This window comes from Algoriphagus lutimaris, assembly GCF_017051705.1.
In the GTDB taxonomy this organism is placed as follows: Bacteria; Bacteroidota; Bacteroidia; order Cytophagales; family Cyclobacteriaceae; genus Algoriphagus; species Algoriphagus lutimaris.
The window spans coordinates 1,407,195-1,433,821 of record NZ_JAFIDJ010000002.1 but is presented as its reverse complement, the minus strand read 5'-3'; the positions used below and the strand labels follow the sequence as shown (position 1 = coordinate 1,433,821).

The 26,627-nt window shown below is 40.5% G+C and carries 20 protein-coding genes; 14 read left to right on the top strand and 6 right to left on the bottom strand.

Annotated features, from left to right (window positions below):
- Positions 1-216 precede the first annotated feature (216 nt).
- The 3 genes from JYB62_RS16770 to JYB62_RS16760 all read left to right on the top strand — a co-directional run bounded on the left by JYB62_RS16770 (position 217) and on the right by JYB62_RS16760 (position 7,626).
- Positions 217-3,519, top strand: a complete 3,303-nt coding sequence (locus JYB62_RS16770) for a VCBS repeat-containing protein (RefSeq protein WP_205646544.1) — start codon at positions 217-219, stop codon at positions 3,517-3,519.
- A 386-nt stretch (positions 3,520-3,905) separates the two neighbouring features.
- A complete protein-coding gene (locus tag JYB62_RS16765; RefSeq protein WP_205646543.1) occupies positions 3,906-5,249 on the top strand; it encodes a vanadium-dependent haloperoxidase in 1,344 nt (447 codons plus the stop codon).
- A 199-nt stretch (positions 5,250-5,448) separates the two neighbouring features.
- The gene (locus JYB62_RS16760; protein ID WP_205646542.1) at positions 5,449-7,626 is read left to right on the top strand and encodes a bifunctional alpha,alpha-trehalose-phosphate synthase (UDP-forming)/trehalose-phosphatase; all 2,178 of its coding nucleotides are present in this window, start codon (positions 5,449-5,451) and stop codon (positions 7,624-7,626) included.
- A gap of 28 nt (positions 7,627-7,654) precedes the next feature.
- Here JYB62_RS16760 and JYB62_RS16755 read toward each other — a convergent pair whose 3' ends face one another.
- From JYB62_RS16755 to JYB62_RS16730, 6 genes are all read right to left on the bottom strand, one after another.
- On the bottom strand, positions 7,655-8,551 hold the full coding sequence (locus JYB62_RS16755) for an N-acetylmuramoyl-L-alanine amidase (RefSeq protein WP_205646541.1): 897 nt from the start codon (positions 8,549-8,551) through the stop codon (positions 7,655-7,657).
- A gap of 144 nt (positions 8,552-8,695) precedes the next feature.
- The gene (locus JYB62_RS16750) at positions 8,696-10,477 is read right to left on the bottom strand and encodes a glycoside hydrolase family 15 protein (RefSeq protein WP_205646540.1); all 1,782 of its coding nucleotides are present in this window, start codon (positions 10,475-10,477) and stop codon (positions 8,696-8,698) included.
- Between the two features lie 108 nt (positions 10,478-10,585).
- Entirely contained in the window at positions 10,586-11,152 is a 567-nt protein-coding gene (gene nadD, locus JYB62_RS16745) for a nicotinate (nicotinamide) nucleotide adenylyltransferase (protein WP_205646539.1), read from the bottom strand.
- A gap of 4 nt (positions 11,153-11,156) precedes the next feature.
- Positions 11,157-11,729, bottom strand: a complete 573-nt coding sequence (gmk, locus tag JYB62_RS16740; RefSeq protein WP_205646538.1) for a guanylate kinase — start codon at positions 11,727-11,729, stop codon at positions 11,157-11,159.
- A gap of 2 nt (positions 11,730-11,731) precedes the next feature.
- Positions 11,732-12,001, bottom strand: a complete 270-nt coding sequence (locus JYB62_RS16735; protein WP_205646537.1) for an anti-sigma factor — start codon at positions 11,999-12,001, stop codon at positions 11,732-11,734.
- A 12-nt stretch (positions 12,002-12,013) separates the two neighbouring features.
- On the bottom strand, positions 12,014-12,610 hold the full coding sequence (locus JYB62_RS16730) for a sigma-70 family RNA polymerase sigma factor (RefSeq protein ID WP_205646536.1): 597 nt from the start codon (positions 12,608-12,610) through the stop codon (positions 12,014-12,016).
- A gap of 63 nt (positions 12,611-12,673) precedes the next feature.
- Between JYB62_RS16730 and JYB62_RS16725 the strand changes: the two genes are divergently transcribed.
- From JYB62_RS16725 to JYB62_RS16675, 11 genes are all read left to right on the top strand, one after another.
- Positions 12,674-13,573 (top strand): lysophospholipid acyltransferase family protein, encoded by a 900-nt coding sequence (locus tag JYB62_RS16725; protein ID WP_394369698.1) that lies wholly within the window; start codon positions 12,674-12,676, stop codon positions 13,571-13,573.
- 509 nt (positions 13,574-14,082) lie between these two features.
- Positions 14,083-16,362 (top strand): ATP-dependent helicase, encoded by a 2,280-nt coding sequence (locus JYB62_RS16720; protein ID WP_205646534.1) that lies wholly within the window; start codon positions 14,083-14,085, stop codon positions 16,360-16,362.
- A gap of 65 nt (positions 16,363-16,427) precedes the next feature.
- A complete protein-coding gene (locus tag JYB62_RS16715; protein WP_205646533.1) occupies positions 16,428-17,087 on the top strand; it encodes a DUF4290 domain-containing protein in 660 nt (219 codons plus the stop codon).
- Complete coding sequence (murA, locus tag JYB62_RS16710) at positions 17,087-18,394, top strand: UDP-N-acetylglucosamine 1-carboxyvinyltransferase (protein ID WP_205646532.1); 1,308 nt, start codon at positions 17,087-17,089, stop codon at positions 18,392-18,394. The genes JYB62_RS16715 and murA overlap by 1 nt, the downstream gene beginning before the upstream one ends.
- A gap of 66 nt (positions 18,395-18,460) precedes the next feature.
- Positions 18,461-19,435, top strand: a complete 975-nt coding sequence (locus tag JYB62_RS16705) for a glycosyltransferase family 61 protein (RefSeq protein ID WP_205646531.1) — start codon at positions 18,461-18,463, stop codon at positions 19,433-19,435.
- Between the two features lie 77 nt (positions 19,436-19,512).
- Entirely contained in the window at positions 19,513-21,231 is a 1,719-nt protein-coding gene (locus tag JYB62_RS16700; RefSeq protein WP_205646530.1) for an IlvD/Edd family dehydratase, read from the top strand.
- A 9-nt stretch (positions 21,232-21,240) separates the two neighbouring features.
- Entirely contained in the window at positions 21,241-22,002 is a 762-nt protein-coding gene (locus JYB62_RS16695; protein ID WP_205646529.1) for an SDR family NAD(P)-dependent oxidoreductase, read from the top strand.
- Positions 22,003-22,478: 476 nt separating this feature from the next.
- Positions 22,479-23,120 (top strand): hypothetical protein, encoded by a 642-nt coding sequence (locus JYB62_RS16690; RefSeq protein ID WP_205646528.1) that lies wholly within the window; start codon positions 22,479-22,481, stop codon positions 23,118-23,120.
- Between the two features lie 328 nt (positions 23,121-23,448).
- On the top strand, positions 23,449-25,092 hold the full coding sequence (locus JYB62_RS16685; RefSeq protein ID WP_205646527.1) for an SH3 domain-containing protein: 1,644 nt from the start codon (positions 23,449-23,451) through the stop codon (positions 25,090-25,092).
- A 280-nt stretch (positions 25,093-25,372) separates the two neighbouring features.
- Positions 25,373-25,585, top strand: a complete 213-nt coding sequence (locus JYB62_RS16680; RefSeq protein WP_205646526.1) for a hypothetical protein — start codon at positions 25,373-25,375, stop codon at positions 25,583-25,585.
- 114 nt (positions 25,586-25,699) lie between these two features.
- Positions 25,700-26,593: a Nif3-like dinuclear metal center hexameric protein gene (locus JYB62_RS16675; protein ID WP_205646525.1), complete on the top strand. Its 894-nt coding sequence runs from the start codon at positions 25,700-25,702 to the stop codon at positions 26,591-26,593.
- The last annotated feature ends 34 nt before the right edge of the window (positions 26,594-26,627 follow it).

The following is a 26,627-nucleotide window of genomic DNA, read 5'->3' as shown; positions in this document are numbered from 1 at the left end:
ACCTTTTATTTCCCCCATTTCACACTTCAATCTGATTATGAAAAACAGGGTTTAAAAGGTCTTATTATTGGACTAAAAAGGAATGGAAAACCAGTTAGTCCTGAAAAAATGATAGGTAGCCAACATGCCGTGGGATTCAAAAAAACACCTCTCTGAAGTGAGTGTTGAGAATTCGAATCTGCCTTCAGAGAAAAAAACAATGGAAAATAGTATTTCATGAGGAACCAAATTATAAGCCTTATTCTGGTAGTTTCGCTTTTTTCCTGTAAGAAAGAAACAGAAAAACAAGCTACCCTTTTTCAGGAAATTGACAGGACGAGTTCAGGGGTAGATTTCCGGAATGACTTAAGTTTTAGTGAAGATTTCAATATTTTCACCTACCGGAACTATTATAACGGCGGTGGAGTGGCCATTGGAGATATCAACAACGATGGGCTGGTTGACCTTTATTTTACTGCCAACTTAGGCCCCAATAAACTTTATCTCAATAAAGGAGAATTCAAATTTGAGGACATCACAGAGCAAGCTGGTGTGGCCGGAACCCGTGCCTGGAGCACAGGAGTCTCCATGGCTGATATAGACGGGAATGGATTTCTGGATATCTATGTTTGCAACTCAGGTGACATTTCCGGAGACAACAAACAAAATGAACTTTTTATCAATCAGGGGGATGGAACCTTTATAGAAATGGCCGAGTCTTATGGACTGGCTGACCAAGGATTTTCCACCCATGCAGTATTTTTCGATTATGATAAAGATGGAGATCTGGACGTCTATTTGCTGAATAACTCCTATCAGGCAATCGGTTCATTCAACAAAATGCAGAACGAACGTATTAAAAGGGACAATGTCGGAGGAGATAAACTCTATCGGAATGATGGAGGAAAATTCAAAGACGTATCCGAAGAAGCCGGTATCTATGGCTCCGTCATCGGTTTTGGTCTGGGTATTACCATCGGGGATGTCAATCAAGACACTTGGCCCGATATTTTCATTTCCAATGATTTCTTCGAAAAGGACTACCTCTATATCAATAATCAGGATGGCACCTTCACCGAATCGTTGGAAAAGTCCATGAGGTCCATCAGCGCAGCGTCCATGGGTGCAGATATAGCCGATATCAATGGAGATGGACATTTGGATATTTTTGTGACTGACATGCTTCCGGAATCACAAACCAGACTAAAGCAAATCACGACTTTTGAGAATTGGGATAAATACCAATTCAATAAGACCTATGGGTATCACTATCAACTTTCCCGCAATATGCTCCACCTTAACAATGGGGATGGTACATTCAGCGAAATAGGTAGACTCAGCAATGTAGAAGCCACAGATTGGAGTTGGGGAGCACTGATGTTTGATATGGACAATGATGGGTTAAGAGATATTTTTGTAGCGAATGGCATCTATCAGGACATTACCGACCTAGATTATTTAAATTTCATTGACGACGATAAAACCAAAAGTCAAATCATTTCTCAGGAAGGTGTTAATTTTAAAGCATTAGTCGACCCAATTCCTATCAATCCCATACCAAATTATGCCTTCCGCAATTTGGGTGAACTGAAATTTGAAAATAAAGCTGAGGATTGGGGGCTTGGTAAAGCAATCCATTCGAATGGTGCTGCATACGGAGACTTAAACAATGATGGTACATTGGATTTGGTGGTAAACAATGTCAATCAACCTTCCCAGATTTTCAAAAATCAGGGAAAATCCATCAATCCAACTCATCACTTTATTCAAATTCAACTTCAGGGAAAAGGGAAAAACTCCCATGCCATAGGAACACAAATTCGTCTGGAAGCGGAAGGGAAAATATTCTATGTTGAGCAAATGCCCAATCGAGGTTTTCAATCTTCTGTAGACCCTAAAATCACGATCGGCTTAGGGGTTTTGGCAAAGCTTGAATCTATTGAAATTCTTTGGCCAGACGGAAAATACACAGAACTAAAAAATCAAGCTGCCGATCAGTTGCTGGTATTGAATTGGGAAGATGCGGGTGAGATCCCCTCTGGAAAATCCTTCTTTGAAAAGCCCAATAACCAACAATTCAGCAAAAATGAAAACCCAGGTTTAAGCTTCCTCCATGAAGAAAATGCATTCGTAGACTTTGATCGGGACCGTCTGACGTATATCATGTATTCCACCGAAGGACCGGCATTTGCGAAAGCCGATGTAAACGGTGATGGGCTAGAGGATCTTTTTTTTGGCGGAGCTAAAACCTTTTCCGCAAAACTCTTTCTCGCCTCCTCTTCCGGTAAATACTACGAAAGTCCGCAAGATGCATTCCTTAAAGATACACTATCGGAGGATACCGATGCGGTATTTTTCGATGCAGACGGGGATAGTGACTTGGACTTGATGGTGACATCTGGAGGCAATGAATCAGGTTTTGGATCGATTGATTTGGCAGACCGGCTATACCTCAATGATGGAAAAGGAAATTTCACTAAGAACTCATCGGCCGGATTCGCTACGGTTTTTGGGAGTAGCAGTACAGTCAAACTAATCGACATCAACAAAGATGGAGCAATGGATCTATTTGTAGGGGGAAGGCTGGTCCCTTTCACTTATGGGGCTTTTGCGAGTAGTCAACTATGGGTCAATGACGGGAAAGGTCATTTTACAGAGAAATCGGCTACCCTTGCTCCAATCCTCAATGATCTCGGAATGATTACCGATGCGACGGTACTCGATTGGGATCAGGACGGAAACGAGGATTTGGTTTTAGTGGGGGAATGGACTGCTCCGATCTTCCTGAAAAACATCAATGGTAGGCTGGAAAAAATAGAAATGCCAGAACTTGAAACATTGAAAGGATGGTATCGAGCAGTGGAAGCAGCAGATTTGAATAACGACGGGTTACCAGATTTGATTCTGGGTAACAATGGGCTCAATTCACGATTCAAAATCTCATCTGATGCCCCTGTAAAAATGTTTCTGAATGATTTTGATCAAAATGGATCTGTCGAACAAATTTTCACACAAGAAGTGGGAGGAGTTCAAATTCCGTATACTTTAAAACATGAACTAGAGCGTCAAATTCCGTCGGTCAAAAAGAAATACATTCGCTACAGTAACTACAATAATGAGACGTTAACGGATATTTTCCCTTCTGAAATTGTCAATCAGTCCATCGTTAATGAAGTAAATAACTTAGAATCCGGAGTACTTATGAATGAAGGAAACGGAAACTTCTCCTGGAAACCATTTCCTATCCTGGCTCAACGTTCCTATGTTTTTGCAATTGCAGTTTTAGATTTGAATGAGGATGGAAATATGGATTTAATTTTGGGAGGAAACCTATCCCAGGCAAAACCGGAAGTAGGAAAATACGACGCCAGCTATGGTGAAGTCTTACTAGGCAAAGGAGATGGGACCTTTGAATATTGGAAAAATGCAGAGCATGGTCTTAAAATAGATGGGGATATCCGTGCTTTTGGACTTCTTGAGAACAAAAAACTACTAGTGGTAAAAAACAGTGATGCGGCTGAGATTTGGGATTACAAGTGAGATCCATGAAATTACTCATTGATTTTTCTCAGTTCCAATTGATCTCTTTCAGTGAGTTTACTGATAATTTGGAAGCAAACTATTTTGAGCAAATGCCTAAATGTCAAACAGGATTTCATATAAATAAATAGAATCCTCTCTAATGTTCCAAAAATCGATATCCTTGAAATAGCTACTATTCCAACTAATGAAAAGAAATATATCCTTCCATCTTCTAAAATTGGTTTAGTAAATTTAACGAAAAGGTGAGCAAAATCATTTGCTTAATCCCTTATTTCCAATAGTTTTGCCCTGTACATACGATTGAGGAATCCATAAAAAACTTGAGCTTGACTCTTGTTTATCTTAAATTTGTATCCCAACATTCCCAATTAGAAAATCACATAATGCGCTTATTAAAAACCATACTTGGCGTAAGCTTGCTCTTTAGCATGCTTTCTTGTCAAAAACAAGTCGATTACTCCAATGCCATTACTGATGGACATTATTTAACCGAAGCACAGGATAGAATTACGGAGGTCATAATTCATGATATCTTCTCTCCTCCTGTGGCTGCAAGGATTTATTCCTATTCAAGCTTGGCCGCCTATGAAGTTGCTGCGGCTGCCGACCCAAATTACGTTTCCTTATTAGGTCAGCTAAATGGATCAGAAAAAACTACCTTCACTCCTTCTGAGGATGTGTACCTCCCGCTAGCTTCCCTTGCTGCATATTACCAAGTGGGTACCAGTTTAATTTTCTCTGAAGACATGATGAATGAGCATAGAGATGAAGCCTATGCGGAACTGAAGGAAAAAGGGATTCCTGATGATGTGTTTGAAGCATCCATTGCATTTGGACAAGAAGTGGGCGATGTAATCAAAGCCTATTCTTCCAAAGACAATTACCATCAAAGTCGATCCTTTCCCAAATTTACTGTAACAGGAGAAATTGGTACTTGGGAGCCTACTCCTCCTGCCTATATGGAAGCTATTGAACCTCATTGGAATAAAATCAGAACTTTTGTATTGGATTCTGCTGCCCAGTTTAAGCCTCTTGCCCCTCCTCCATTTTCGAGTGAACCAGGATCTGAGTTTTATAATGCCGCAAAAGAAGTGTACGATGCCGCTGTAAAGGCAGATGAAGAGCAGAAAAACATAGCTTTATTCTGGGATTGCAACCCTTATAAAATGAATGTCAAAGGACATGTCATGTTTGCAGAGAAAAAAATCACTCCTGGAGGTCACTGGATGAGCATTGCGGCTATTGCCAGCAAAGCAGCAGGTAACGACTGGAAAGGTACCGCAGAAACTTTTGCCTTGACTGGAATTGCCCTAAATGAGGCATTTATTTCCTGTTGGGATGAAAAATATCGCAGCAACTTGATCCGACCGGAAACTTATATCAATCAATATATTGATGAGGAATGGGTGCCAATTTTACAGACCCCACCTTTCCCGGAACACACCAGTGGGCATAGCGTAGCATCCTCAGCAGCTGGATATACATTAGGCCAGTTATTCGGGGATGAGTTCCATTTAGTTGACAGTTCAGAAGTGGCTTATGGCCTACCTATCAGGGAATATGATTCCTTTAGCCAGGCCTATAAAGAGGCTGCTATCAGCCGATTTTATGGTGGTATCCATTACATGCCGGCCATTGAATATGGAGTGACTCAAGGTCTTTCTGTTGGGGAGTTTATCTGGAATAATATCAGTACTAAACCCGAAAGATTAGCACAATCCAACTAAGAAAAAGCAGTCCGTTTTGGACTGCTTTTTTTATGCTTTTTTGAATTTGAAATATTATTAAAAATCAAAGAAACCGTCAAGAATAGGGCTTTTAGCCCTGTTTTTGTTTTATATCACAGGTATTATTCCTATCTTCTCGGATAGGCCTTTTTTGAATGGAAAACGCTTTTCATTCTCGCTTTTCAACTTAAAACCACCCATGGCAAAAACCATAATTGTATCCAATAGATTGCCGATTAGTTTGCGACACCGCAATGGCAAATTCGAATTCAAACCTAGCGCTGGAGGACTTGCAACTGGACTTGACTCCATTTACAAATCAGGAGAAAATATCTGGATTGGCTGGCCTGGTAATACCGTAGATGATGCCGAACAAAGGGCAGAGATTATCCTTGAACTGCATGAGCTTAAAATGGCTCCTGTGTTTCTTTCGAAAAAAGATGTAGAACAGTTTTACGAGGGGTTTAGTAATGAGACCCTATGGCCAGCTTTTCACTATTTTACTCAATACATGGTGTACAACCCAGATCACTGGGAAGCTTATGTCAGAGTAAACCAGAAGTTTTGTGACGCTATTGTAAAAAAAGCTGATCCTGACGATACCATCTGGGTTCATGATTATCAATTGATGTTGCTCCCTCAAATGCTTCGGGAAATACTTCCGGATGCTACTATCGCATTTTTTCAACACATCCCCTTTCCTTCCTATGAAATAATCCGAATGATTCCATGGAGGAGAGAACTGCTTGAAGGAGTTTGTGGAGCAGATTTAATTGGCTTCCATACTTATGATGATATGCGTCACTTCTTAAGTGCTGTAGGTAGAATTACCGGTATGTCAGGAGAAAGTGGCTACATCCAGGCAGAGAATAGAATCATCAATGTGGATTCTTTCCCAATGGGAATAGATTACCACAAGTTTGCTAAGCAAGCCAAAAGTCGAAAAACACAAAATATTGTCAAGGACTTCCGCGAGAAAGTCGGAGACCAGAAATTACTCCTGACCATTGACCGCTTGGATTATTCCAAAGGAATTCCACAACGGATTCATGTGTTCGATCAGCTATTGAAACAACATAAAGAACTCCGGGGGAAAGTCTCCATGATCATGATTGTGGTACCTTCCAGAGACAGAGTTCAATCTTATAAAGAGCTGAAAGAAGAAATTGATTTGCTGGTTGGAAGAATCAATAGTGAATACTCCACGTTGGATTGGGTACCTGTTCACTATTTTTATAGAAGTTTCCCATTTGAAGAATTGAGTGCTTTTTATAGTATGTCTGACATCGCCTTGGTTACTCCATTGAGAGATGGAATGAACCTCGTCTGTAAAGAATTCGTGGCGAGTAAAAATGATGAAAAGGGAGTGCTCATCCTATCTGAAATGGCTGGAGCTTCCAAAGAATTACAAGATGCCATCCTAGTCAATCCAAATGATAGACAGGGTGTGGTGGACGCGATCTACCAAGCACTTTCCATGGATGAAGAAGAGCAAAAACTTCGTATTAGTGCCATGCAGGAAAGCCTGAAGAAATACGATGTGTTCCAATGGGTGAAGGTATTCATGGATCGAATCGATCATGTCAAAGCAAAGCAAGCTGAATTGACCTCGAAGGATGTAGATGCCAAAGTCATGAATGAGATTCAGTCCAGCTTTAAGAAGGCAAAATCACCGATCTTCTTTTTGGATTACGATGGTACCTTGACTGGTTTCAAAGCCAATCCTCAAGATGCCATACCTGATGCTGAATTAAAAAGTCTGATAAAAGAACTTAGCGGAAAAGCCCAAGTGGTCATCATTTCCGGCCGAGATAAAGACACCTTAGGAAAATGGTTTAAAGGACAGCAGATTGATATGATCGCTGAACATGGAGTTTGGGTGCATAGAAAAGACCATTCCCTAGACTGGGAATTATATGCCGAAGTAGATGATAGCTGGAAGGAAGATATTCGATCAGTAATGGAATACTATGTGCTAAGAACTCCTGGAGCATTTATTGAAGAAAAACACCACTCTCTGGTGTGGCACTACAGAAAAGTAGAAAGCGGATTGGGAGACTTGAGAATGCGCGAATTATTCAGTCACTTGAAGTACATGGCTAGAGGTCATAATCTACAAGTATTGGAAGGAAATATGGTATTGGAAATCAAACGACCGGACATCAACAAAGGAAGAGCCGCCAACTCATTGATGAAAGGACATGAATTTGACTTTATTTTGGCCATTGGAGATGACTGGACTGATGAAGACACATTCAAAGCTATGCCAAAAAATGCCTATTCAATCAGAGTAGGTTATGCATATACGCAAGCGAATTATAACATCAAATCTGTCAAACAAGTCAGACAGCTACTACACAAACTGGCTGAAAGTTAAGCAGCATAAAAAATACCTGTAGCAGCTGCTACAGGTATTTTTTATATACATTTTTCAGAACTCGGATATCAAAATCCGTGAGTTCGCTATCCACTTCATTTTGCACAAAATGAAGCTTAAACGATTGAATTGCCAAGGCAGGATCACTCACATCATATCCTATAATTCTCAACGCAACAATGGGATCAAATGCATCCTGAGGTAAAGAGTCCTTGCTTTCTAACTCAATTAGCTCCACTCCATTAATCGGGTTAATATCAGGCTGAACCACCTCTTCATCGTACCAAAACCCATATCCTTGTTCTGCTAGTAGTTTCCAGGGAAAATACTTATTGGGATCTACTTTTCTGGAAGGGGCAATATCCGAATGCCCAATAAAATTAGCCGTAGGAATCCCATACTTCCATTTCAAGCGCTTACATAGCACCAAAAGACTCTCGATTTGCTCTTCAGAGAATGGTTCAAAACCATTATTATCCAATTCAATCCCAATAGAAACTGAATTCAAATCAGTAACGCTCCCCCATTTCCCTCGCCCTGCATGCCAGGAACGGAGGTAATCATTCAGCATTTGGACGATCGTTCCGTCCTTCCCGATCACATAATGTGAACTCACTTGTGTACTGGTTTTAGTAAAAGTTGAAATCGTCTGCTCTATAGAATCCTGGGCAGTATGGTGAATAATCACAAAATTGGGTCTTCTGATGCTGAAGTTGGTGGTTCCTACCCATTCATCTGTGATGCTGAGGGTATCATAATTCAGTTCTTCTTTAGTAGGAGGAATTACCCTATAGGCTTCAGCCACCTCCTTAACACGCTTCCGGTGTTCTTTATTGATTTTCTTGTAGGGATTGGAGGCACAGGAAACAACCAGGAGGAAAATGCAAAATCCTAAAAGAGACCTTGTGATTCTCTGAATATTCATAGAAATGATTAATTTATAGACAAATGAAGCTACAAGTATTGTACTAGTTCTTAAATGCCGCTTAAAAAAAATCCTATCCAGGATAAGCCTGAATAGGAAAAATAAACCTTCGAGATTTTAGAAACCTCAAAGATTTTTAATCTTTCATAAGAAGTTTGGTCTGTCTAGTTTCTTACCGATTCGGAATGCTGCATTCATCAAACCTACATGTGAATATGCTTGAGGGAAATTCCCCCATTGGCTTCCTGTTTTTTGATCTACATCCTCTGAGAATAGGTGTAAATGATTACAATACTTAGTCAAAGTCTCAAATCCTTCTTCCGCTTCGCTGATTCTACCAACGCATGCCAAGGCTTCTATATACCAAAATGCACAGATGAGGAAAGTCGTCTCCGGCACTCCAAAATCATCCATATGTTTATAGCGGTAGAACAAGAAATCCTTGGCCAGTAATTCCTCCTCCAAAGCTTTGAGGTGATCATTGGCACGCTCCAGATCATCTCCAAAATATCCCATGGTAATCAATTGTAAGGTGGAGGCATCCATGTAAGTTGACCCTACCGCCTGAGCATAGGCTTTTCTTTCTGGCAAGTAACAAGATTCAATTTTTTTGATTGCCTCATCCCGAAGATTGATTGCCTTTTGGTACATGTCATCACTTTTCAATCGGATACCGATTTTCGCTGCGGCACAAGCTCCAGCCCAGTGGAATAAAAATGTGTAACAATGCTCTTGGGCTAAATTTCTAAACTCCCAAAGCCCTGCGTCCTTCTCATGCATAGTTGCCTCAATTTTATTGAGCAAATTCATGATCATGGGTCTAGAAGAGCTTCTCTCCTCTTCGGTAAAACGTTGATCAGAATACAAAGGAAGTAAGGATACCAATACCTGACCATACAAGTCATTTTGAATGTGGGTATATGCCTGATTACCAAACCGGACAGGCTTATTCCCCAAATACCCATCCAAATTAGAAATCTCTTCCGTCAATAAGGAATCACCTGTAATGGAATACAAAGGTTGGTATCGACCACCTTCTACAGGTCTCAGATTATGAATAAACTCAAAATATTTCTCCAACTCCTCAAAGTGCCCCAAGCTGTTAAAACAGGTCAGGGTATAATAGGTATCCCGAATCCAACAATACCGATAATCCCAATTTCGGGTAGAATTGGGAGACTCCGGTAAGCTCGTGGTAGAAGCAGCTATGATGGCGCCTGTATCTTCATACTGGTGGATTTTCAGAATAAGTGCCGATCGTAACACTAACTTCTGATGGAAATTCGGAATACTGGTAGATTTAACCCACTCCTGCCAATAAGCAGCGGTAGCATGCAAAAACCGTTCAGAAGTTGTTTCGATGGGAGCCTCCAAGGGTCTACCATAGGTCAAGACCAAATAAACTGGACGGTGGATCGCAAATGCTTTATCATCCACAATGTAGGACATGGGAGCATTGGTAGTCAGTCTAAGCTCCTGATCTATGCCCATATATCGAATATGATTACTACCAATACTTGGAGTCAAAGGCATATTCCCATAATCCGTAACTGGCTCACAGGTAATTTTAATCCTGGGAGATCCTGAAAGGCTTTCCACTTTACGGATAAGCATCAATGGTTTATAGTACCGATCAAAGTTTTTGAATCGGGGAGCAAAATCAGTGACCTTATAACTGTTTTCTCCATAGGTCACAGTCGTTTCCAGAATATTCGTATTCTCAAGGTATGTCTGAGAGGTTTCAAAATTTTCAGACTCTGGTAAAATGGTGAATTTCCCACCTTTTTCCCTGTCTAACATGCCTCCGAAAATAAAATCAGAATCAAATCTTGGAAGACACAACCAACTGATATTGGTATCTTTTTCTACATGAGCGATATAAGCACAGTTACCGATCAGCCCACTGCCATATGTATGTTTTTGCATTAACTTGTCTTTGAAAGAAAGAAAGAAAAAAGTCGGTTTCTGGGTTTAATCTAAAGAAAATAAAAAGTAGGCCCTATTGCAAGGTTTTATGTGATTAAGAACAGTATTCTACATATATAGTTTCTTGTCCCGAATATATTCTGCTACCCCATCAGGCAATAAATACCTCACTGATTTCCCTTCCAATATTGATTTTCGAATAAAAGTTGCAGAGATATCCAATAAAGGAGCTTCCACCATTTTGATGTTGGGATGATCAACTGTCTTTAACTCTCCTGGTCTGGGGTACACAAAAATCTCATGGTTATCGAGAATCATTTGATAGTTTTTCCAACGCTTCAGTTGGGTCAAATTATCAGAACCTAAAAATAAACAGAATTGATGCTGGGGATATTGATCTGTTAGGTAGGCAAGAGTATCAATCGTATAGCTAGGCTTTGGCATGGAAAACTCCACATCAGAAGCCCTGAAATGAAAATTATCCTCTATTGCCAATTCCACCATTTTCAGTCGGTCAAATTCATGAATTAAAGATTGTCGCTTCTTTAAGGGGTTTTGGGGACTGACCACAAACCAAACCTGTTCTAAGTCTGTTTGATCGTGCAGGGTATCTGCAATGATCAGGTGACCAATATGGATAGGATTGAAGGAGCCGAAATAGAGTCCGATTTTCAAAATTCTATTGAGCTATAAAATCTCTGACTAATTTTTCCGCCTCTGCTGAAGACACTTCAAAATCATCATTGACGATCGTCACATCAAATTGAGGCTCGAATTTCATCTCGAATTCCGCTTTGAAAATTCTTCTGGAAAGAGACTCTTCAGATTCTGTACCTCGATCATTCAAACGAGTCTTGAGAACTTCCAGGGAAGGGACTTTTACGAAAATCGCCAAGGCCTGATCTCCAAAATATTTTTTCAAAGCCAAACCTCCTTTGACATCCACGTCAAAGATCACGGTTTTACCAGCATCCCAGATTCGCTGGATTTCTTCTTTGAGGGTGCCATAAAAATTACCCGCATATACTTCTTCCCATTCAATGAAATCATCGTTATCGATGTGCTTCTTAAATTCTTCTTGGCTTAAAAAATAATAGTCTTTGCCATGAACTTCGTGTCTTCCACGTTTATCTCGAGTACAGGCAGAAATAGAAAATCCCAAGGTTGGGATCTTTTGAATTAAATGTTTGACTAACGAAGTTTTGCCCGATCCAGAGGGAGCGGAAAAAATAATAGCCTTTCCTTGAGTCATATTTATTTGATCTCTTGAATTTTTTGACGGATACAATCAGCTAATTCAGTAGGAACTTCTTGTTTGGTGCATCTGGTCTTCAGCACATCACGGATTGCCTGTTCTAAATGAAAGTGTTCAAAACAAGGTTGGCACTTTGCCAACTTCTCTTTTAGAACTTCTTTTGAATTGTCTATTTCTCCGTCTAGAATACTTTCTAACAGCTGAAAGCACTTACTGGTATCATCGCACTTTAATTTTCGCGACTCAGATGTTTCTTCATTCATATCCATGCTAAATCTTCTTTAATTTTCCTCCTCGTCTGTGTCATACCCCATATGCTGGGCATAGCCCTTAAGCTTATCTTTGAGTAAATTTCTTGCTCTGTGTAGCCTAGAACGGACCGTTCCAATGGGAATATCCAAAATCTTGGCCATTTCTTCATATGTAAACCCTTCAAGGTCACAAAGGATAATAACAGTTCGAAAATCCACTGCAAGGCTATTCAATGCATTGGAAATCTCATCTCCTAGCATTCCCTTCACTGATTCTGCCCTCAGATCAGTAGTACTTTGGTAATCAACATCATCTGAGTTGTAATAAGTTTCAACTTCCTGATAATCTACCTTGGCAGGTTGCTTACTTTTCTTCCGGTACTCATTGATGAAGCTGTTTTTCAGGATTCGGAACAACCAAGCCTTCGCGTTGGTTCCTTGCTCAAATGAATTGATAAAGCGGTAGGCTTTTAGGTAGGTATCTTGGACCAAGTCTTTGGCATCATCCTCATCAAAGGTGAGTCGATAAGCAAAATTATACATGGAGTCTATGTTGGGCATAAACTCTCCATCGAAGATGGCATTTTTTTGCTCTTGAGAATATTTTCTGCGCTGAACTTCCGACATAAGTCTCAAAAGTAATGATTGAGGTATATTATAACTAGAAAATAAGAATAATTCGAACGTATATTGCAGAAAATACGTTCAAGAACCCTCTCTAAAAAATCTGTATTTCCAATTTCATCAAGGATGTTTTTATTAAGGCTTTTCTCCCGATTACCATTACCAGTCCTCTATTTATTCTCAGATGTCCTGTATTTATTAGCACGTTACATCATCAGATACCGTAAAAAAGTGATTGACGAAAATTTGAAATTCGCCTTTCCGGAAAAATCTGAAAAAGAGAGAAAAGACATTCGAAACAAATTCTATAGAAATTTCACAGACGCATTTTTTGCTGAAACATTTAAAATGCTGACCATTTCTGAAAAAGAGCTGAAGAGACGTTTTCACGTGGTCAACCAAGAACTGGTAGATGCTCCCGTATTAGGAGGTAAAAGTTCTTTGATGATGGCTGGGCATATTTTCAATTGGGAAATGGCCATTTTGGGAGTTGCTTCTAATACGCAAGTAATGGCAGAAACCGTTTATTTGAAACTGAACAATGCCTTTTTCAATAAAATGATGCTCGAGATCAGGACAAGGCTGGGGGGAGTCATGACCGAAAAGAAAGATTTTAGAAAAAGCATGATTCAAATGCGAAAAAACCCTAGAATTGTCCACCTGGCCGCAGACCAAAGACCTCCAGTTTCTGAAACTAGGTACCAACGGGAATTCTTAAATAGACCGGCCCTGTTTTTTGAAGGAGGGGAATTTATGGCCAAAAAGATGGAGTTACCCGTGTTTTTCGGCACCATCACTAAAATCAAACGAGGGCATTACAAATTTGAATTTTCAAACTTAGCCAGTCCTCCCTACGCTGATCACGCTCCACATAGCATTACGGATGAGTTCTGTAAAAGACTGGAACAAAACATTCGGGCCCAACCGGATCTTTATTTGTGGAGTCATAAAAGATGGAAACTTTAATTCATCTCCTATGATTCTGCAAGAAGTGAAACAAAGAAGTGCCGATTACTTATATTCACTTTGAATTCATTTATTTTGCGGACTCATCAAAATGAGCATTTGATAAATAGACAAAGGGATCAAAGTCTGAAAGCAATTGGCCATTTTCATCAAATTTCTATTTGTATTCCGACACAATTTGACCGGAATAGTTTGATCAAGAAGGCTTTTCGTCATGACCCTGCTTACCTTTCCAAAAACCTGAAACGATGTTAGAGGTATTATCTTTTACCTTCTAAAAACCATCAAAGGAGAATAGGAGTATTACAGAAAAGGCTAATCCCTTTCAGTTGTAGAAGAAGAAGAATTTAATTGGCAAAAAATTCTTTACTGAAGTAAGTAAATAAGTGACTTCTAAAAAAGATAGCCTTTTTTGGATAAGGGCGAGACACCTAAACCTTAGCCTAAGATGAAGAGTCCAAGAGATGAAATTTCTCTTACCCAGGTAAATAAAATAGAGTTGATTTAGAATGGATTACCTAGATAGTTTAAACCCACCCCAACGAGAAGCTGTAGAACATACTGATGGCCCTGTGATGATTATTGCAGGAGCCGGATCGGGTAAAACTAGGGTACTCACCTATAGAATAGCGCACTTAATCTACGCCAAAGGTGTGGATGCATTCAATATTCTCTCATTGACCTTTACCAACAAGGCTGCAAGTGAGATGAAACACCGGATCGAATCCTTGGCCGGTTTGGAAGCGAGAAATACCTGGATGGGCACCTTCCACTCGGTTTTTGCAAAAATCCTACGCGTGGAATCAGAAAAGATTGGGTATCCCTCCAATTTCACCATTTATGATACAGATGATTCCAAATCCTTGATCCGATCCATAGTCAAGGGAATGCATTTGGATGATAAGGTATATAAAGCCAACACGGTTCTTTCCCGAATCTCAGGAGCTAAAAACCGCCTAATCTCCTGGCAAGCGTATCAAAACGATCCCTTTGTCAAAGCGGATGATGAGGCTGCAATGAAGCCCAAAATGGGTGAAATCTATCAACGATACCAAGAACGCTTGTTCAAAGCGGGAGCCATGGATTTTGATGATCTATTATTCAATACCAACATCCTGTTCAGGGATCATTTGGACGTGTTGAATAAGTACCAGCAGCGTTTCAAGTACATCATGGTGGACGAGTTTCAGGATACGAACGTCTCCCAATACCTGATTACCAAAAAGCTCGCTGCGGTACACCAAAATATCTGCGTGGTAGGCGACGATGCTCAAAGTATCTATGCGTTCCGAGGCGCCGATATTCAAAATATTCTAAATTTTGAAAAGGACTATCCGGACCTTTTTGTGGTGAAACTAGAGCAGAATTATCGTTCCACAAAAACCATCGTGGAAGCGGCTAACTCCATCATCGATAAGAATAAAGCCCAGCTGAAAAAAGTAGTCTGGACCTCAAATCCGGACGGAGATCAAATCGAATTGATCAAAGCGAGTTCGGATAATGAAGAGGGTCGAATCGTAGCCAACACGATTTTCGAAGAGAAGAATAATAAAAAGCTCAGCAATAATGACTTTGCCATTCTGTATCGAACCAACTCCCAGTCTCGATCGATAGAAGAAGCCTTGAGAAAGATGAATCTGACCTACAAGATTGTAGGAGGTCTCTCTTTCTACCAACGAAAGGAAATCAAGGATTTGATGGCCTATATGCGATTCACCGTTAACCCAGCAGATGAAGAAGCATTCAAACGAGTTGTCAATTATCCAAAACGAGGAGTCGGAGATACTTCCGTGGAGAAAATGCTGGTGGCAGCTTATGAGCATGACATCCCTTTATGGGAAGTAGTCAAAAATGCACATAGCTTTTTACCAGGAAGAGCTGGCAATGCGGTAGACAATTTTGCCACCTTGATCAAGGCTTTTCAAATTGATGTAGAGCGCAAAGACGCCTATGAAGCGGCAAACAATATTGCTAAACAAAGTGGGTTACTTCGGGAACTTTATGAAGACAAAACCATTGAAGGGCTCAATCGATACGAAAACGTTCAGGAACTCCTGAACGCCATCAAGGAATATGTAGACAATCCTGAAAATGAGGATAAGAGTTTAGGAGCCTTTTTACAGGAAATAGCCCTGCTTACTGATAACGATCAGGACAAAGACCAAACAGAGGCAATTACCTTAATGACCATCCACTCCTCCAAAGGACTGGAGTTTAAGCAAGTATTTGTGGTGGGATTAGAGGAAGACTTATTTCCTTCCCAAATGATGATGCAAAGCAGAGAGGATTTGGAAGAGGAAAGAAGATTATTTTACGTGGCCACCACCAGAGCCATGGATAAATTATACTTTACCTATGCCTTGACACGTTACAGATTTGGAAGATTGTTAAATTGTGAACCTAGCCGGTTTTTAGAAGAGGTAGACCCGAATTGCATTAAAATCAACAAACGTGTGGCCAGTAGGGAAATGCCAGGAGCTTTTAGAAGAGACGGATTACCAGGTAGAACCAGTAATACAGAGGCTGGTTCTGGGTTCATTGGAATCAAGAAAAAACCTGAATCGAGAGTTCCCAGTAGCATGAAGGTACATACCCCTAGCCCTGATTTTAAACCCTCAAATACCAATAACTTAAGAGCAGAGCAACTGGTGGAACATCCCAAATTTGGTTTTGGGAAAGTTCAAAAAATTGAAACTGAAGGACTTAATAGAAAAGCAAGGATTCAATTCGAACATTTTGGAGAGAAGACTTTATTACTTAGCTTTGCGAAGCTCAGAATTATAGACTAATCACCTGCCCTCCTGACATTTGGTAATTTTTTGTTACCTTTTACTATGCAAAAAAGGGAGGCCACATGGAGCAACTTGAACCTGACAAACAAAGACTTATTTTGAAAGAATACGGCAAAAACGTTCAACGCCTGGTTGATCATATCACAGGCATTGAAGACCGCGATAAGCGCACCGCTAGTGCTTATACCGCTATTGAAATCATCAAGCAACTGAATCCTCCATTGAAGCAGGAGAATGATCAGAAGCTTTGGGATGATTTATACATCATGTCTGATTTCAAATTGGATGTTGACAGTCCTTTTCCAATGCCTGAAAAAGAACTTTTAGGAAAGAAACCTGAACCTATTGGCTATCCAAAGGGGGAAATCAAGTTCAAGCATTACGGTAGAAACATTGAAAAACTCATTGAAAATGCCATTCAAATAGAGAATGATGAGGAGCAGGAAGCTGCCATCATCTTTATTGGGCAATTGATGAGAAGTTTCCATTCTACTTGGAACAGGGATAATTTTGACGATGGAATCATCCTGGATGATATCAAAACCTTATCCAAAGGAAAGCTTCACATTGACTTGGAAAAGGTTAAAGAAAACGGATTGTTTGAATCCAATACCCGAAGAGATTTCAAGCTTCCTACGCAAAACGAACACAACCACAAAAACAAGCGCTCGCATTCCAACAAACGTCGCAACAACAACCACAACAAAAAACGTAGAAATTAATGGCTTCATTTCGGGTTAAAGGGGGAAATCATCTTAAGGGTGAGATCATCCCGCAAGGCGCAAAAAACGAAGCTTTGCAAATCCTTTGTGCTGTCCTACTCACATCTGAGGAGGTCACCATACATAAAATCCCAAATATTCGTGATGTAAATAAACTGATCGAATTGCTGGGTGACATGGGTGTCAAAGTGACTAAATTAGGTCCAGAATCCTATTCTTTTAAAGCTGATCAGGTCAATCTGGATTATCTGGAGACGGAAGAGTTTTTGAAAAAAGCTTCCTCTCTTCGAGGTTCCGTGATGATTTTGGGGCCCTTGTTGGCTCGATTTGGAACAGGGAAATTGTCCAAACCTGGAGGAGATAAGATTGGAAGAAGAAGAATGGACACTCACTTTTTTGGCTTTCAAAAGCTGGGTGCAAAATTCCGATACGATGCCAAAAATGAGATTTTCCATATCGACGGCAAAGGCCTAAAAGGCTGCTACATGCTATTGGATGAAGCTTCCGTAACCGGAACAGCCAATATCGTCATGGCTGCAGTTATGGCAGAAGGCACCACTACTATTTATAATGCTGCCTGCGAACCTTACCTACAACAACTCTGCGACATGTTAAACCGCATGGGAGCAAAAATCACAGGAGTAGGTTCGAATTTACTGACCATTGAAGGGGTAGAAAAACTAGGAGGCACAAAACATAAAATGCTTCCTGACATGATTGAAATTGGGTCTTTTATAGGCTTAGCGGCCATGACTCAATCTGAAATCACCATCAAAGATGCACAGGTTCATCGATTAGGTATTATCCCTGAGACATTTCGTAGAATGGGAATTAAGTTGGAAATCAAAGGTGATGATATCTTTATTCCAGCCCAAAAACATTATGAAATCGAGACCTTTATAGACGGATCTATTCTAACTGTGGCCGATGCGATTTGGCCAGGTTTTACCCCTGACTTGTTGAGCATCGTTCTCGTGACGGCTACTCAAGCAAAAGGGACCGTATTGGTACACCAAAAGATGTTTGAAAGCCGTTTATTCTTCGTGGATAAATTGATTGATATGGGAGCACAAATTATTCTTTGTGATCCTCATAGAGCGACGGTTATAGGGCTGGATAGAAAATACCCATTGAGAGGAATCCGAATGACTTCACCGGATATTAGAGCGGGTGTTTCCCTGTTGATTGCAGCTTTATCGGCAAGTGGGACTTCCATCATTGATAACATCGAACAAATCGATAGAGGATATCAGAATATCGACGAGCGATTAAATGCAATTGGTGCAGAAATCGAAAGAATCCCATAAAATCCCAACCATCCGGCAAAGTCCGGATGGTTCTGTTTTTTATTAAATACCACTGTTTTAACTTTAATGGAGGAAATTTATATCAAAAGAAATCCACCTTTGAATCTTCAACCCGAGGATGAACAGGTATTTAAGGATTCTTATGAATGCAGGTATAAAATGAACCCAATTCTGCATTTAGAAAATTCTTTTATCCTTCAAGACACTGTATTTTCTCCTTCCCACATGAGTTTTTATGCCAGTCATACGCATGTAAACTCCTTGGGCTTTATCCCTCTAGGTAAAAGAGTGGCGCACTGCATCTTGAAAAAATGGAGAAAAGTTCCCCATGGCATCTGGATCAAAGATGAATGGAGTGCAGATTATCTACATTGGATGACAGATTGCCTTCCTAGACTTTGGATTGGATTAAATACCGGTATTTCAGACCGTGTGATTTTGAACGATTCGTATCGGCACCTCCCTTATGTTTCCCAAAGCTTGGAAATCCTTAAAATCAGGCCTACCTATTACCAATCCAATGAAAATCTCTATGTGGAAGATTTGGTTTTGACACCCAGAACTTCTCCCTTCCCTAATTTCAATGTGGAACTCACTCAGCTGAGCCGAGAAAAGCTTAGCTGTAAACAACCTAAAGAAGCTTTTAGAAAAGTCTATTTGAGTACCAAATACGCGTCCAGAGGAAAAGCCTTGAATGAGGTAGACGTAGAACTCTTGATGAGAAAGCAAGGCTTTGAAATCATTTACTCTGAAAAATTGAGCCTCAAAGAGCAAATCTATTTAATGTCAGAAACAAAAACCTTGGTTTCACTCCATGGAACAGGGTTGACCAACATGCTATTTCTCCCAGAAACCAGCCAGGTAGTGGAATTGAGAAATCAAGATAGCAGCAATTCCTTATGCTATTTTAATCTGGCCAATGCACTGGGACTGGATTATTACTATACTCAAAATCAAGGAGATGCTGGTAATTCCGATTCTGAGGATTTAGCGGTAAATCTAGATACGTTGAGCCAAGTCCTTCACCAGCTAAAAGATTAATTTCCCCTCATTCTTCTTAACTCCTAATCCTTCTCGAAATTTTTGGTAAATTCTAGCCTCAATAGCCAAAATAACCTATGAAGAAGAAAAAACTCCGCAGCCAAGAATGGTACGGTAGAACTGGAAAAGACGGTTTCATTTATAGATCTTGGATGAAAAACCAAGGTTTCCCTCATCACTTATTCGAAGGAGATAAGCCTGTAATCGGAATTTGTAATACCTGGTCCGAACTCACTCCCTGCAATGCTCACTTTCGGGATCTTGCGGAAGCACTCAAAAGAGGAATCTGGGAGGCAGGTGGATTTCCATTGGAATTCCCTGTGATGTCTTTAGGAGAATGCTCCATCAAACCAACTGCCATGCTATTTAGAAATCTCGCCAGCATGGATGTAGAGGAAAGTATCCGAGCCAATCCAATGGACGGGGTGGTATTGATGTGTGGATGTGATAAAACAACCCCATCCCTAGTCATGGGTGCAGCTTCTGTGGATATTCCCGCATTGGTTGTATCTGGCGGCCCGATGCTGGTGGGAAGGTTTAAAGGAAAGAAAATCGGTACCTCCGATGTATGGCGCTTTGCGGAAGAATTTAAAACAGGAAAAATTACTCAAGAAGAATTGATTGAGGCAGAAGCAGCCATGTCCAGATCTGTGGGACATTGTGCTCCAATGGGAACGGCCTCCACCATGGCAGCCATGGTAGAATCTCTAGGTTTGGCTTTACCGGATAATGCCACCATTCCTGCTGCTGATTCCAGAAGAAAAGTCTTGGCCCATATGGCAGGGATGCGTATCGTGGAAATGGTCAACGAAGATTTGAAAATGAGTAAAATCCTGACCAGAAAATCCTTTGAAAATGCCATCATGGTCAATGCGGCCTTGGGAGGATCTACCAATTTTATCCTTCACCTGACCGCCATTGCCAAAAGAATTGGAGTGGAATTGGATCTGACGGATTTTGATCATTTTTCTTCTAAAATCCCATTAATCGCCAACGTTCAACCTTCGGGAGAGCATTGGGTAGAAGACTTGTTCTATGCCGGTGGATTGCCAGCGGTCATGAAAGAACTGGAAAAGCATTTACATACCGATGCCTTGACAATCAATGGCAAAACCATAGGAGAAAACATCCACAACGCAGAATGCTATGATCGGGATCTGATCGGTACTATGGAGAAACCCATCAAACCGGATTCTGGAATTGCAGTATTGAAAGGAAATCTTTGTCCCAATGGAGCAGTAATAAAACCTTCGGCTGCCAGTCCTCATTTACTGACCCATACTGGAAAAGCTGTGGTTTTTGAAACCATCGATGAATACAAAGCCAAAATTGATGATCCTGAATTGGATATTGATGAAAACTCCATCATGGTCATGAAAAATGTAGGCCCTAAAGGCTATCCAGGCATGCCGGAAGTGGGAAATATGACCTTACCAAGAAAAGTATTGGACAAAGGAATCAAAGATATGGTTCGGATTTCCGATGGTAGAATGAGTGGAACCGGATATGGTACGGTAGTGCTGCACGTTTCCCCTGAATCTGCCATAGGTGGACCACTTGCTTTGGTAAAAACAGGAGATTTAATCGAATTAAATGTCCCAGCAAGAACACTCAACCTGTTGATTTCTGAAGAAGAGTTTGAAAAAAGAAGAGCGGAGTTTAAACCCTCCCAACTTCCCTACGATCGAGGATATGTCAACCTATTTCTTGATAAAGTGAACCAAGCCCATGAAGGAGTTGATTTTGATTTCCTTCAAGGAAGTTCAGGTTCTGAAGTCAAGCGAGATTCACATTAATGTTGCGTAATGAGTAGACAGAAAACCGCCATTATTACAGGAGCTGGGCAAGGAATCGGACTTGCGATTGCTGAGAAACTTGCCGCACAATCCATTAATCTAATCCTGAATGACTTAGAGGAGGGTCTGATTACAGAAGCCTGTGAACGGATTTCCGGGACCTATGGTATGAATGCGATCCCAGTCCCTGGAGATTCAAGTGATCAGGAAACGATCAATCAAATGGTTCAAACTGCCGTCTCTAATTACGGTTCCTTGGATATTGTGGTGGCTAATGCAGGAATTACCCTCTTTGGAAGCTTCTTAGAGTATTCCAGAGAGGACTTTATGGAGGTCACCAAAGTAAATCAGGCAGGAACGTTCTTTCTGACCCAGGCAGCGGCAAATGTGATGAAAAGCCAACCTAAAGGAGGCTCTATCCTTCTGACCTCTTCCGTGACAGCACATCAAAGTCATGAGAACTTAGCCGCCTATGCCATGAGCAAAGCAGCCATAGAAATGCTTGCCAAAAACCTAGTATTGGAGCTGGCTCCATTTGGAATTCGGGTGAATACCATCGCTCCTGGGGCAACGATGACCAATAGAACAGCATTGGATCCGGACTATGAAGCTACTTGGTCAAAACTAACTCCATTGGGCAAACCCGCTTCTCCGAAAGACATTGCAGCAGCAGCAGCCTTTTTGGTTTCCGATGCCTCCAGTCATATTACGGGACAAACCTTGGTAGTAGATGGAGGTTGGACCAGCATCAGCCCCTCTCCATACGATTGATATTTCACTGGTCATTTCCTTCCTAACGTCATTGCGAGGAGGAACGACGAAGCAATCTCGATATAATTCAATTAATCCTAATAGTTTAAGAGAACTCCTCCAAATCCTAAATTGTAATCTAAGTAGGATCGTATTTTGGACGCATGGTGGGAGGATTTGGCAGCGGGGAGAGCATTAGGTTTTGTGCGGTAGAAGTCCCGCATAGCTATCGGGATGCTGTGTCTTGATCTTTTGGTCCTTTTGTCTTGATACAAAAGGACCAAAATAAAATTCAATAAAGCCTAATAATTTTCAAAATAGATTAACTCAAGCTAGTGGGACATGATAACCATCAGGATGATCCTTTTGATTAAGGCTAAAGGCATGAGGAAAAAATATTTAACCAATAGAAAACGGATCTACAACATATTTTACTTCTTAAAATAACAATCCTAGTGAATTCATAGTATATTAAATGCTTTGAAAAACAACCTACCATGAAACAATTCAGCTTTGTAATACTAATTGTATGGGCCCTGAGCTCTTGTCAGCCTAAAGAAACCATACCCGATACCCTTCCCATGAAAGTGGCCATGGCCTATGGCTTTGATCAAATGGATCAGGTTAATACCATTGGCTTCACTTGGAACGTACAGCGGGACTCAGTGAATGTTCTTTCACGATCTTACATCTGGAATAGGAAAGATCAAACCGTAGATTATACAGATCCGGATACGACGTATTCGTATAGCTTGTTAACAGATTCACTTCCTCCTGCTGACAGGGCTTTCATCAATGATAAATATTGGGCGATGATGCCTTTCCAGCTGGGCTGGGATTCTGGATATACCTTTGAGACAGAGGAAGGTGTAAGTACGCCTTTGAAGGGAACCAATTCCACCAAATTGACCATCATTTATAACTCGGGAGACGGCTATACTCCTGGAGATGCGTATGATTTATATCTGGATGAAAACAATAAAATCCTAGAGTGGACTTTCCGAAGAGGAAATGGGGAACAAGGTGCTACTTGGACATGGGAAAATGAGAAACAAATAGGACCTCTGACTTTCGCTCAAGACCATATGGGAGCAAATGGTAAACGCTTTATCTGGATCTCTAATATCTCAGTCAATTAAGCCAAGCAAAATTGAATTCAAGCCGTTTGAACTTCTTCAGACGGCTTTTTTTATGTTTATTCTTAAAATACTTTTTTGAAAAAGTTAAAAACTATCAACTATTATCTACTTTTTTTAGACAAAATAATCCATTTTCAAATACCACTAGTAATCATCTCAACGAGATTCTTAATTTAGTTCTAGCAACACCTGAACCCATTGTGGACAATGCAGATATATACACAATTGAGTATTGGAGTTACGTATATACAAGTGTTAGGCTTCATAACCGCACGAAACAACAGAGTAGAGGTATAAAAACTTTCTCAATTTTAATTTGGTCAATAAGATGACAAAAAATCGAAAAATTAAAAGTGCGACTGCTATGATTTTAATGGCTATTGGAATTGCGTTGATTGCCATTGGATACAGTCTTATCACAAGGATAAGTGGGAAAGGACTCGATGGTTTTGGCACATTTATTTTGGTAATCCTATTTATGCTCTCGGGAGCAGCCATTTTTGTGATTACGCTGAACATTTGGTTGTTCGGCAATCTACACAAGAAATATGGCCTCTTAATGACCATTGGGATTGTTATCGTTGGAATATTTATAGTAATATACTTGACTTCAGAACCCTTTGAAGTTGACATCAGTCCCACTGTAATGGCCAAGTCTCTTGGAGGACCAGTCCTCCCTAAATCCCTTGCGCATTGGGCAGCAATTGACGAAATAGCTTCTGAAGAAACCATTGAAATACTGGCTGTTACAGCTCAGGAAAGGTATGGGCACCCCTACTTTAAAATTAAATATGGAAACGGCAAAACAGGATATTTTTCAGGTGAACATATTTGCGCAGATTCTGAATGGGTTAACGGTATCAACGCACCATGCTCAACCTTTGATCAACAATCAAGCGTTAAACACTATGATAGAGAATCAAATGCAGAACCTATTGAGTTAGTCAATCGTGCCGCAACACATTTGCCGGGTTTCTGGGAAATTGTAGATGGCGATGAGGAAGAGCCAGAGATTCTGATTATCAGTAAGGAAGCTGCCAATATGGGCGTGTTTAACAACCTTGGTCGTCGAAAACGTTGGTATACCGATTATCGATTGCATCTGGAAGCAATAAGTAAAACGATGATGTTTATCGACTTTGATAGGGATTATCAAGATAGGTTTAAGGATAAATTTATTAATCCGTTCGTACGCTTTCACATTCAGCGTATTGATTCCTTAGACCTTGAAGTTCGCAAACCACTGAGCGGAATGCACAAGCCTTCCGAAAATTATAGTGATGAGCACAAGGTGATCCGTTACAGACGCATTAATGTGTTCGAAGAACCGTATACAAAGAATATAAGCCCTCCCATTAAGGCAGAAACAATTGGAGGAGCATTATTATCAGAATCAGTACAACTGAATGAGATGGGCCAATTAGCTGCCGGTGATCCCATTGAGCTCATGGCGTTCACAAGCACATTCAATAATGGATTTCCTTACTTTAAAATTCGAACCTCTGATGGACGAACGGGCTATATGTCGGGCGAATATATTTGCGCCAACACCAAATGGATCACAGGTGTTTCTAATTTATGTTCGTCATTTGAACCTCGTAGAACTTCAGGTCCTGTCTATTCAAAATCCAAAGAGCCCTCCACTGATCTCATTTACAGAACATACAAATATTTACCCGGCATATGGGAAGCTGTGGAAGATAAGGGTTATGATTTTGAGAACGAACCAAAACTCATCTTCGGAAAGGAGGCAGGAGACCATGCGGCTTCTATAATGTCTGATGTTTTGGGTTATCCCTACTATAGGTTAGATTTTAATGATTCATCAAAAATGATTTTGTTTTTCATAAATGATGAGTATCCAAAAGGAAATAGAAACCCCTCGTTTGAAATTAGTCGCATTGACGTACAGAAACTTGAAATTTACCGTTATGGCAATAGATATCGATACAAGCGAATAGAATTTGATTGAGTTTTATCATGTGCAACCGATTCCTAGGGGAATAATTAATTGTAACAACCTTATTCGAACATGCCAATCTGCTAATTGCAATAGTTTAGGGGAAATTAAACTTTAGCGAAGATGTATTTAACTATGATTATTGGGTTAGATATTGTCCGTTGAACTCTGTCGAGCTTGTCTCAAACGAACGATAAGAGTGCTTGATTTCCAGTTAGACTATTAGAGAACTTAAGATGATTAACCCGAACTCCGGAGAACGTCTAAACAAACATTTGACCAAATTACCGGAATGGACTCTGACGAATACGATATCGAATTAATGAGAATTGAAACTGGTGAGTACATTCGAACCTACATCACCGCGTCAAGAAATATGAAGAAAAGCTTGTATAAAAACGAAAGCCTAACAAACACTATCATCCATAAGCTTACGGAGCTATTTGCAAAGGCTGGTGCGATGGGATACTTTTATAGATATTTGAAAAGTCTAGCTTACGGATGATAGTTGGTCGTTACTCTACTTACCTACCCTTTTACATTCCTCCCTATTACAAATGGCCTAATTCCTCACCCAAAATAAAAAGGCTTCCTTATCTTTAGATAAATCCATCTAGCTATGAACAAGCCCAATCCAAACCGCCGTGATTTCCTTCTAAAGACCTCTGCCCTCCTAGGAACAGGAATTTTTCTAAATCCCTTGGATCTCTTCTCCGCTTCCAGAAAACCGCCCTATAATGTGGGAGACATCGTGGACCTGTTTATTTCCAAAGTTCCCAATGCTCCTTTTAGCCCCACAGTGGATACCCTTAAATCAGGAAGTCGAGAGCAAGAAGTTACAGGTATTATCACGACTATGTTTGCTACGGTAACGGTAATCCGAAAAGCCATCGAGTTGAAGGCCAATTTCATCATCGTCCATGAACCTACTTTTTACAATCATTTTGACGAAACGGACTGGTTAAAAAATGACCCGGTCTACCAATTTAAAGCGGATCTTTTAAACCAACATGGGATTGCGGTGTGGAGAAATCATGACTATGTACACCGGCTACAAGTGGATGGAGTTCAAAAGGGAGTGGTGGATGAATTAGGTTGGAATGCTTATTTCAAACAGAACGCCGTTTTAAACCTACCGGAAACCACACTAGGAAATCTAATTAGCCATATCAAAGAGAAGATGGGAGTTCCCGCCTTACGATATGTGGGAGATTTAAATCATTCCGCCTCCAAAATTCTCTTACTACCTGGAGCCATCGGAGGAAGAAGACAAATTGAACTACTGATGCAGGAAAAACCAGATGTCCTGATCTGTGGAGAAAGTCCAGAATGGGAAACTCCGGAGTACGTGAGAAATGCCAATGAAATGGGAGAAGAGTTGGGACTGATTATAATTGGTCATTCTGCTAGTGAGGAAGGTGGATCGGAATTTATGAAGAACTGGTTAGAGGAGCATGTACCTGGTGTTCCAGTGACTCATTTTCCTTCTGGAAATTCGCTTCAAGTGAAGTAGTTAAGAGGCTGTTTCAGAAAAAAACATTATCAGT

Coding starts and splice junctions, on each gene's coding strand:
- JYB62_RS16770 (WP_205646544.1), top strand. CDS start 217: ATGAGGAACCAAATTATAAGCCTTATTCTGGTAGTTTCGCTTTTTTCC.
- JYB62_RS16765 (WP_205646543.1), top strand. CDS start 3,906: ATGCGCTTATTAAAAACCATACTTGGCGTAAGCTTGCTCTTTAGCATG.
- JYB62_RS16760 (WP_205646542.1), top strand. CDS start 5,449: ATGGCAAAAACCATAATTGTATCCAATAGATTGCCGATTAGTTTGCGA.
- JYB62_RS16755 (WP_205646541.1), bottom strand. CDS start 8,551: ATGAATATTCAGAGAATCACAAGGTCTCTTTTAGGATTTTGCATTTTC.
- JYB62_RS16750 (WP_205646540.1), bottom strand. CDS start 10,477: ATGCAAAAACATACATATGGCAGTGGGCTGATCGGTAACTGTGCTTAT.
- gmk (WP_205646538.1), bottom strand. CDS start 11,729: ATGACTCAAGGAAAGGCTATTATTTTTTCCGCTCCCTCTGGATCGGGC.
- JYB62_RS16735 (WP_205646537.1), bottom strand. CDS start 12,001: ATGGATATGAATGAAGAAACATCTGAGTCGCGAAAATTAAAGTGCGAT.
- JYB62_RS16730 (WP_205646536.1), bottom strand. CDS start 12,610: ATGTCGGAAGTTCAGCGCAGAAAATATTCTCAAGAGCAAAAAAATGCC.
- JYB62_RS16720 (WP_205646534.1), top strand. CDS start 14,083: ATGGATTACCTAGATAGTTTAAACCCACCCCAACGAGAAGCTGTAGAA.
- JYB62_RS16715 (WP_205646533.1), top strand. CDS start 16,428: ATGGAGCAACTTGAACCTGACAAACAAAGACTTATTTTGAAAGAATAC.
- murA (WP_205646532.1), top strand. CDS start 17,087: ATGGCTTCATTTCGGGTTAAAGGGGGAAATCATCTTAAGGGTGAGATC.
- JYB62_RS16705 (WP_205646531.1), top strand. CDS start 18,461: ATGGAGGAAATTTATATCAAAAGAAATCCACCTTTGAATCTTCAACCC.
- JYB62_RS16700 (WP_205646530.1), top strand. CDS start 19,513: ATGAAGAAGAAAAAACTCCGCAGCCAAGAATGGTACGGTAGAACTGGA.
- JYB62_RS16695 (WP_205646529.1), top strand. CDS start 21,241: ATGAGTAGACAGAAAACCGCCATTATTACAGGAGCTGGGCAAGGAATC.
- JYB62_RS16690 (WP_205646528.1), top strand. CDS start 22,479: ATGAAACAATTCAGCTTTGTAATACTAATTGTATGGGCCCTGAGCTCT.
- JYB62_RS16685 (WP_205646527.1), top strand. CDS start 23,449: ATGACAAAAAATCGAAAAATTAAAAGTGCGACTGCTATGATTTTAATG.
- JYB62_RS16680 (WP_205646526.1), top strand. CDS start 25,373: ATGGACTCTGACGAATACGATATCGAATTAATGAGAATTGAAACTGGT.
- JYB62_RS16675 (WP_205646525.1), top strand. CDS start 25,700: ATGAACAAGCCCAATCCAAACCGCCGTGATTTCCTTCTAAAGACCTCT.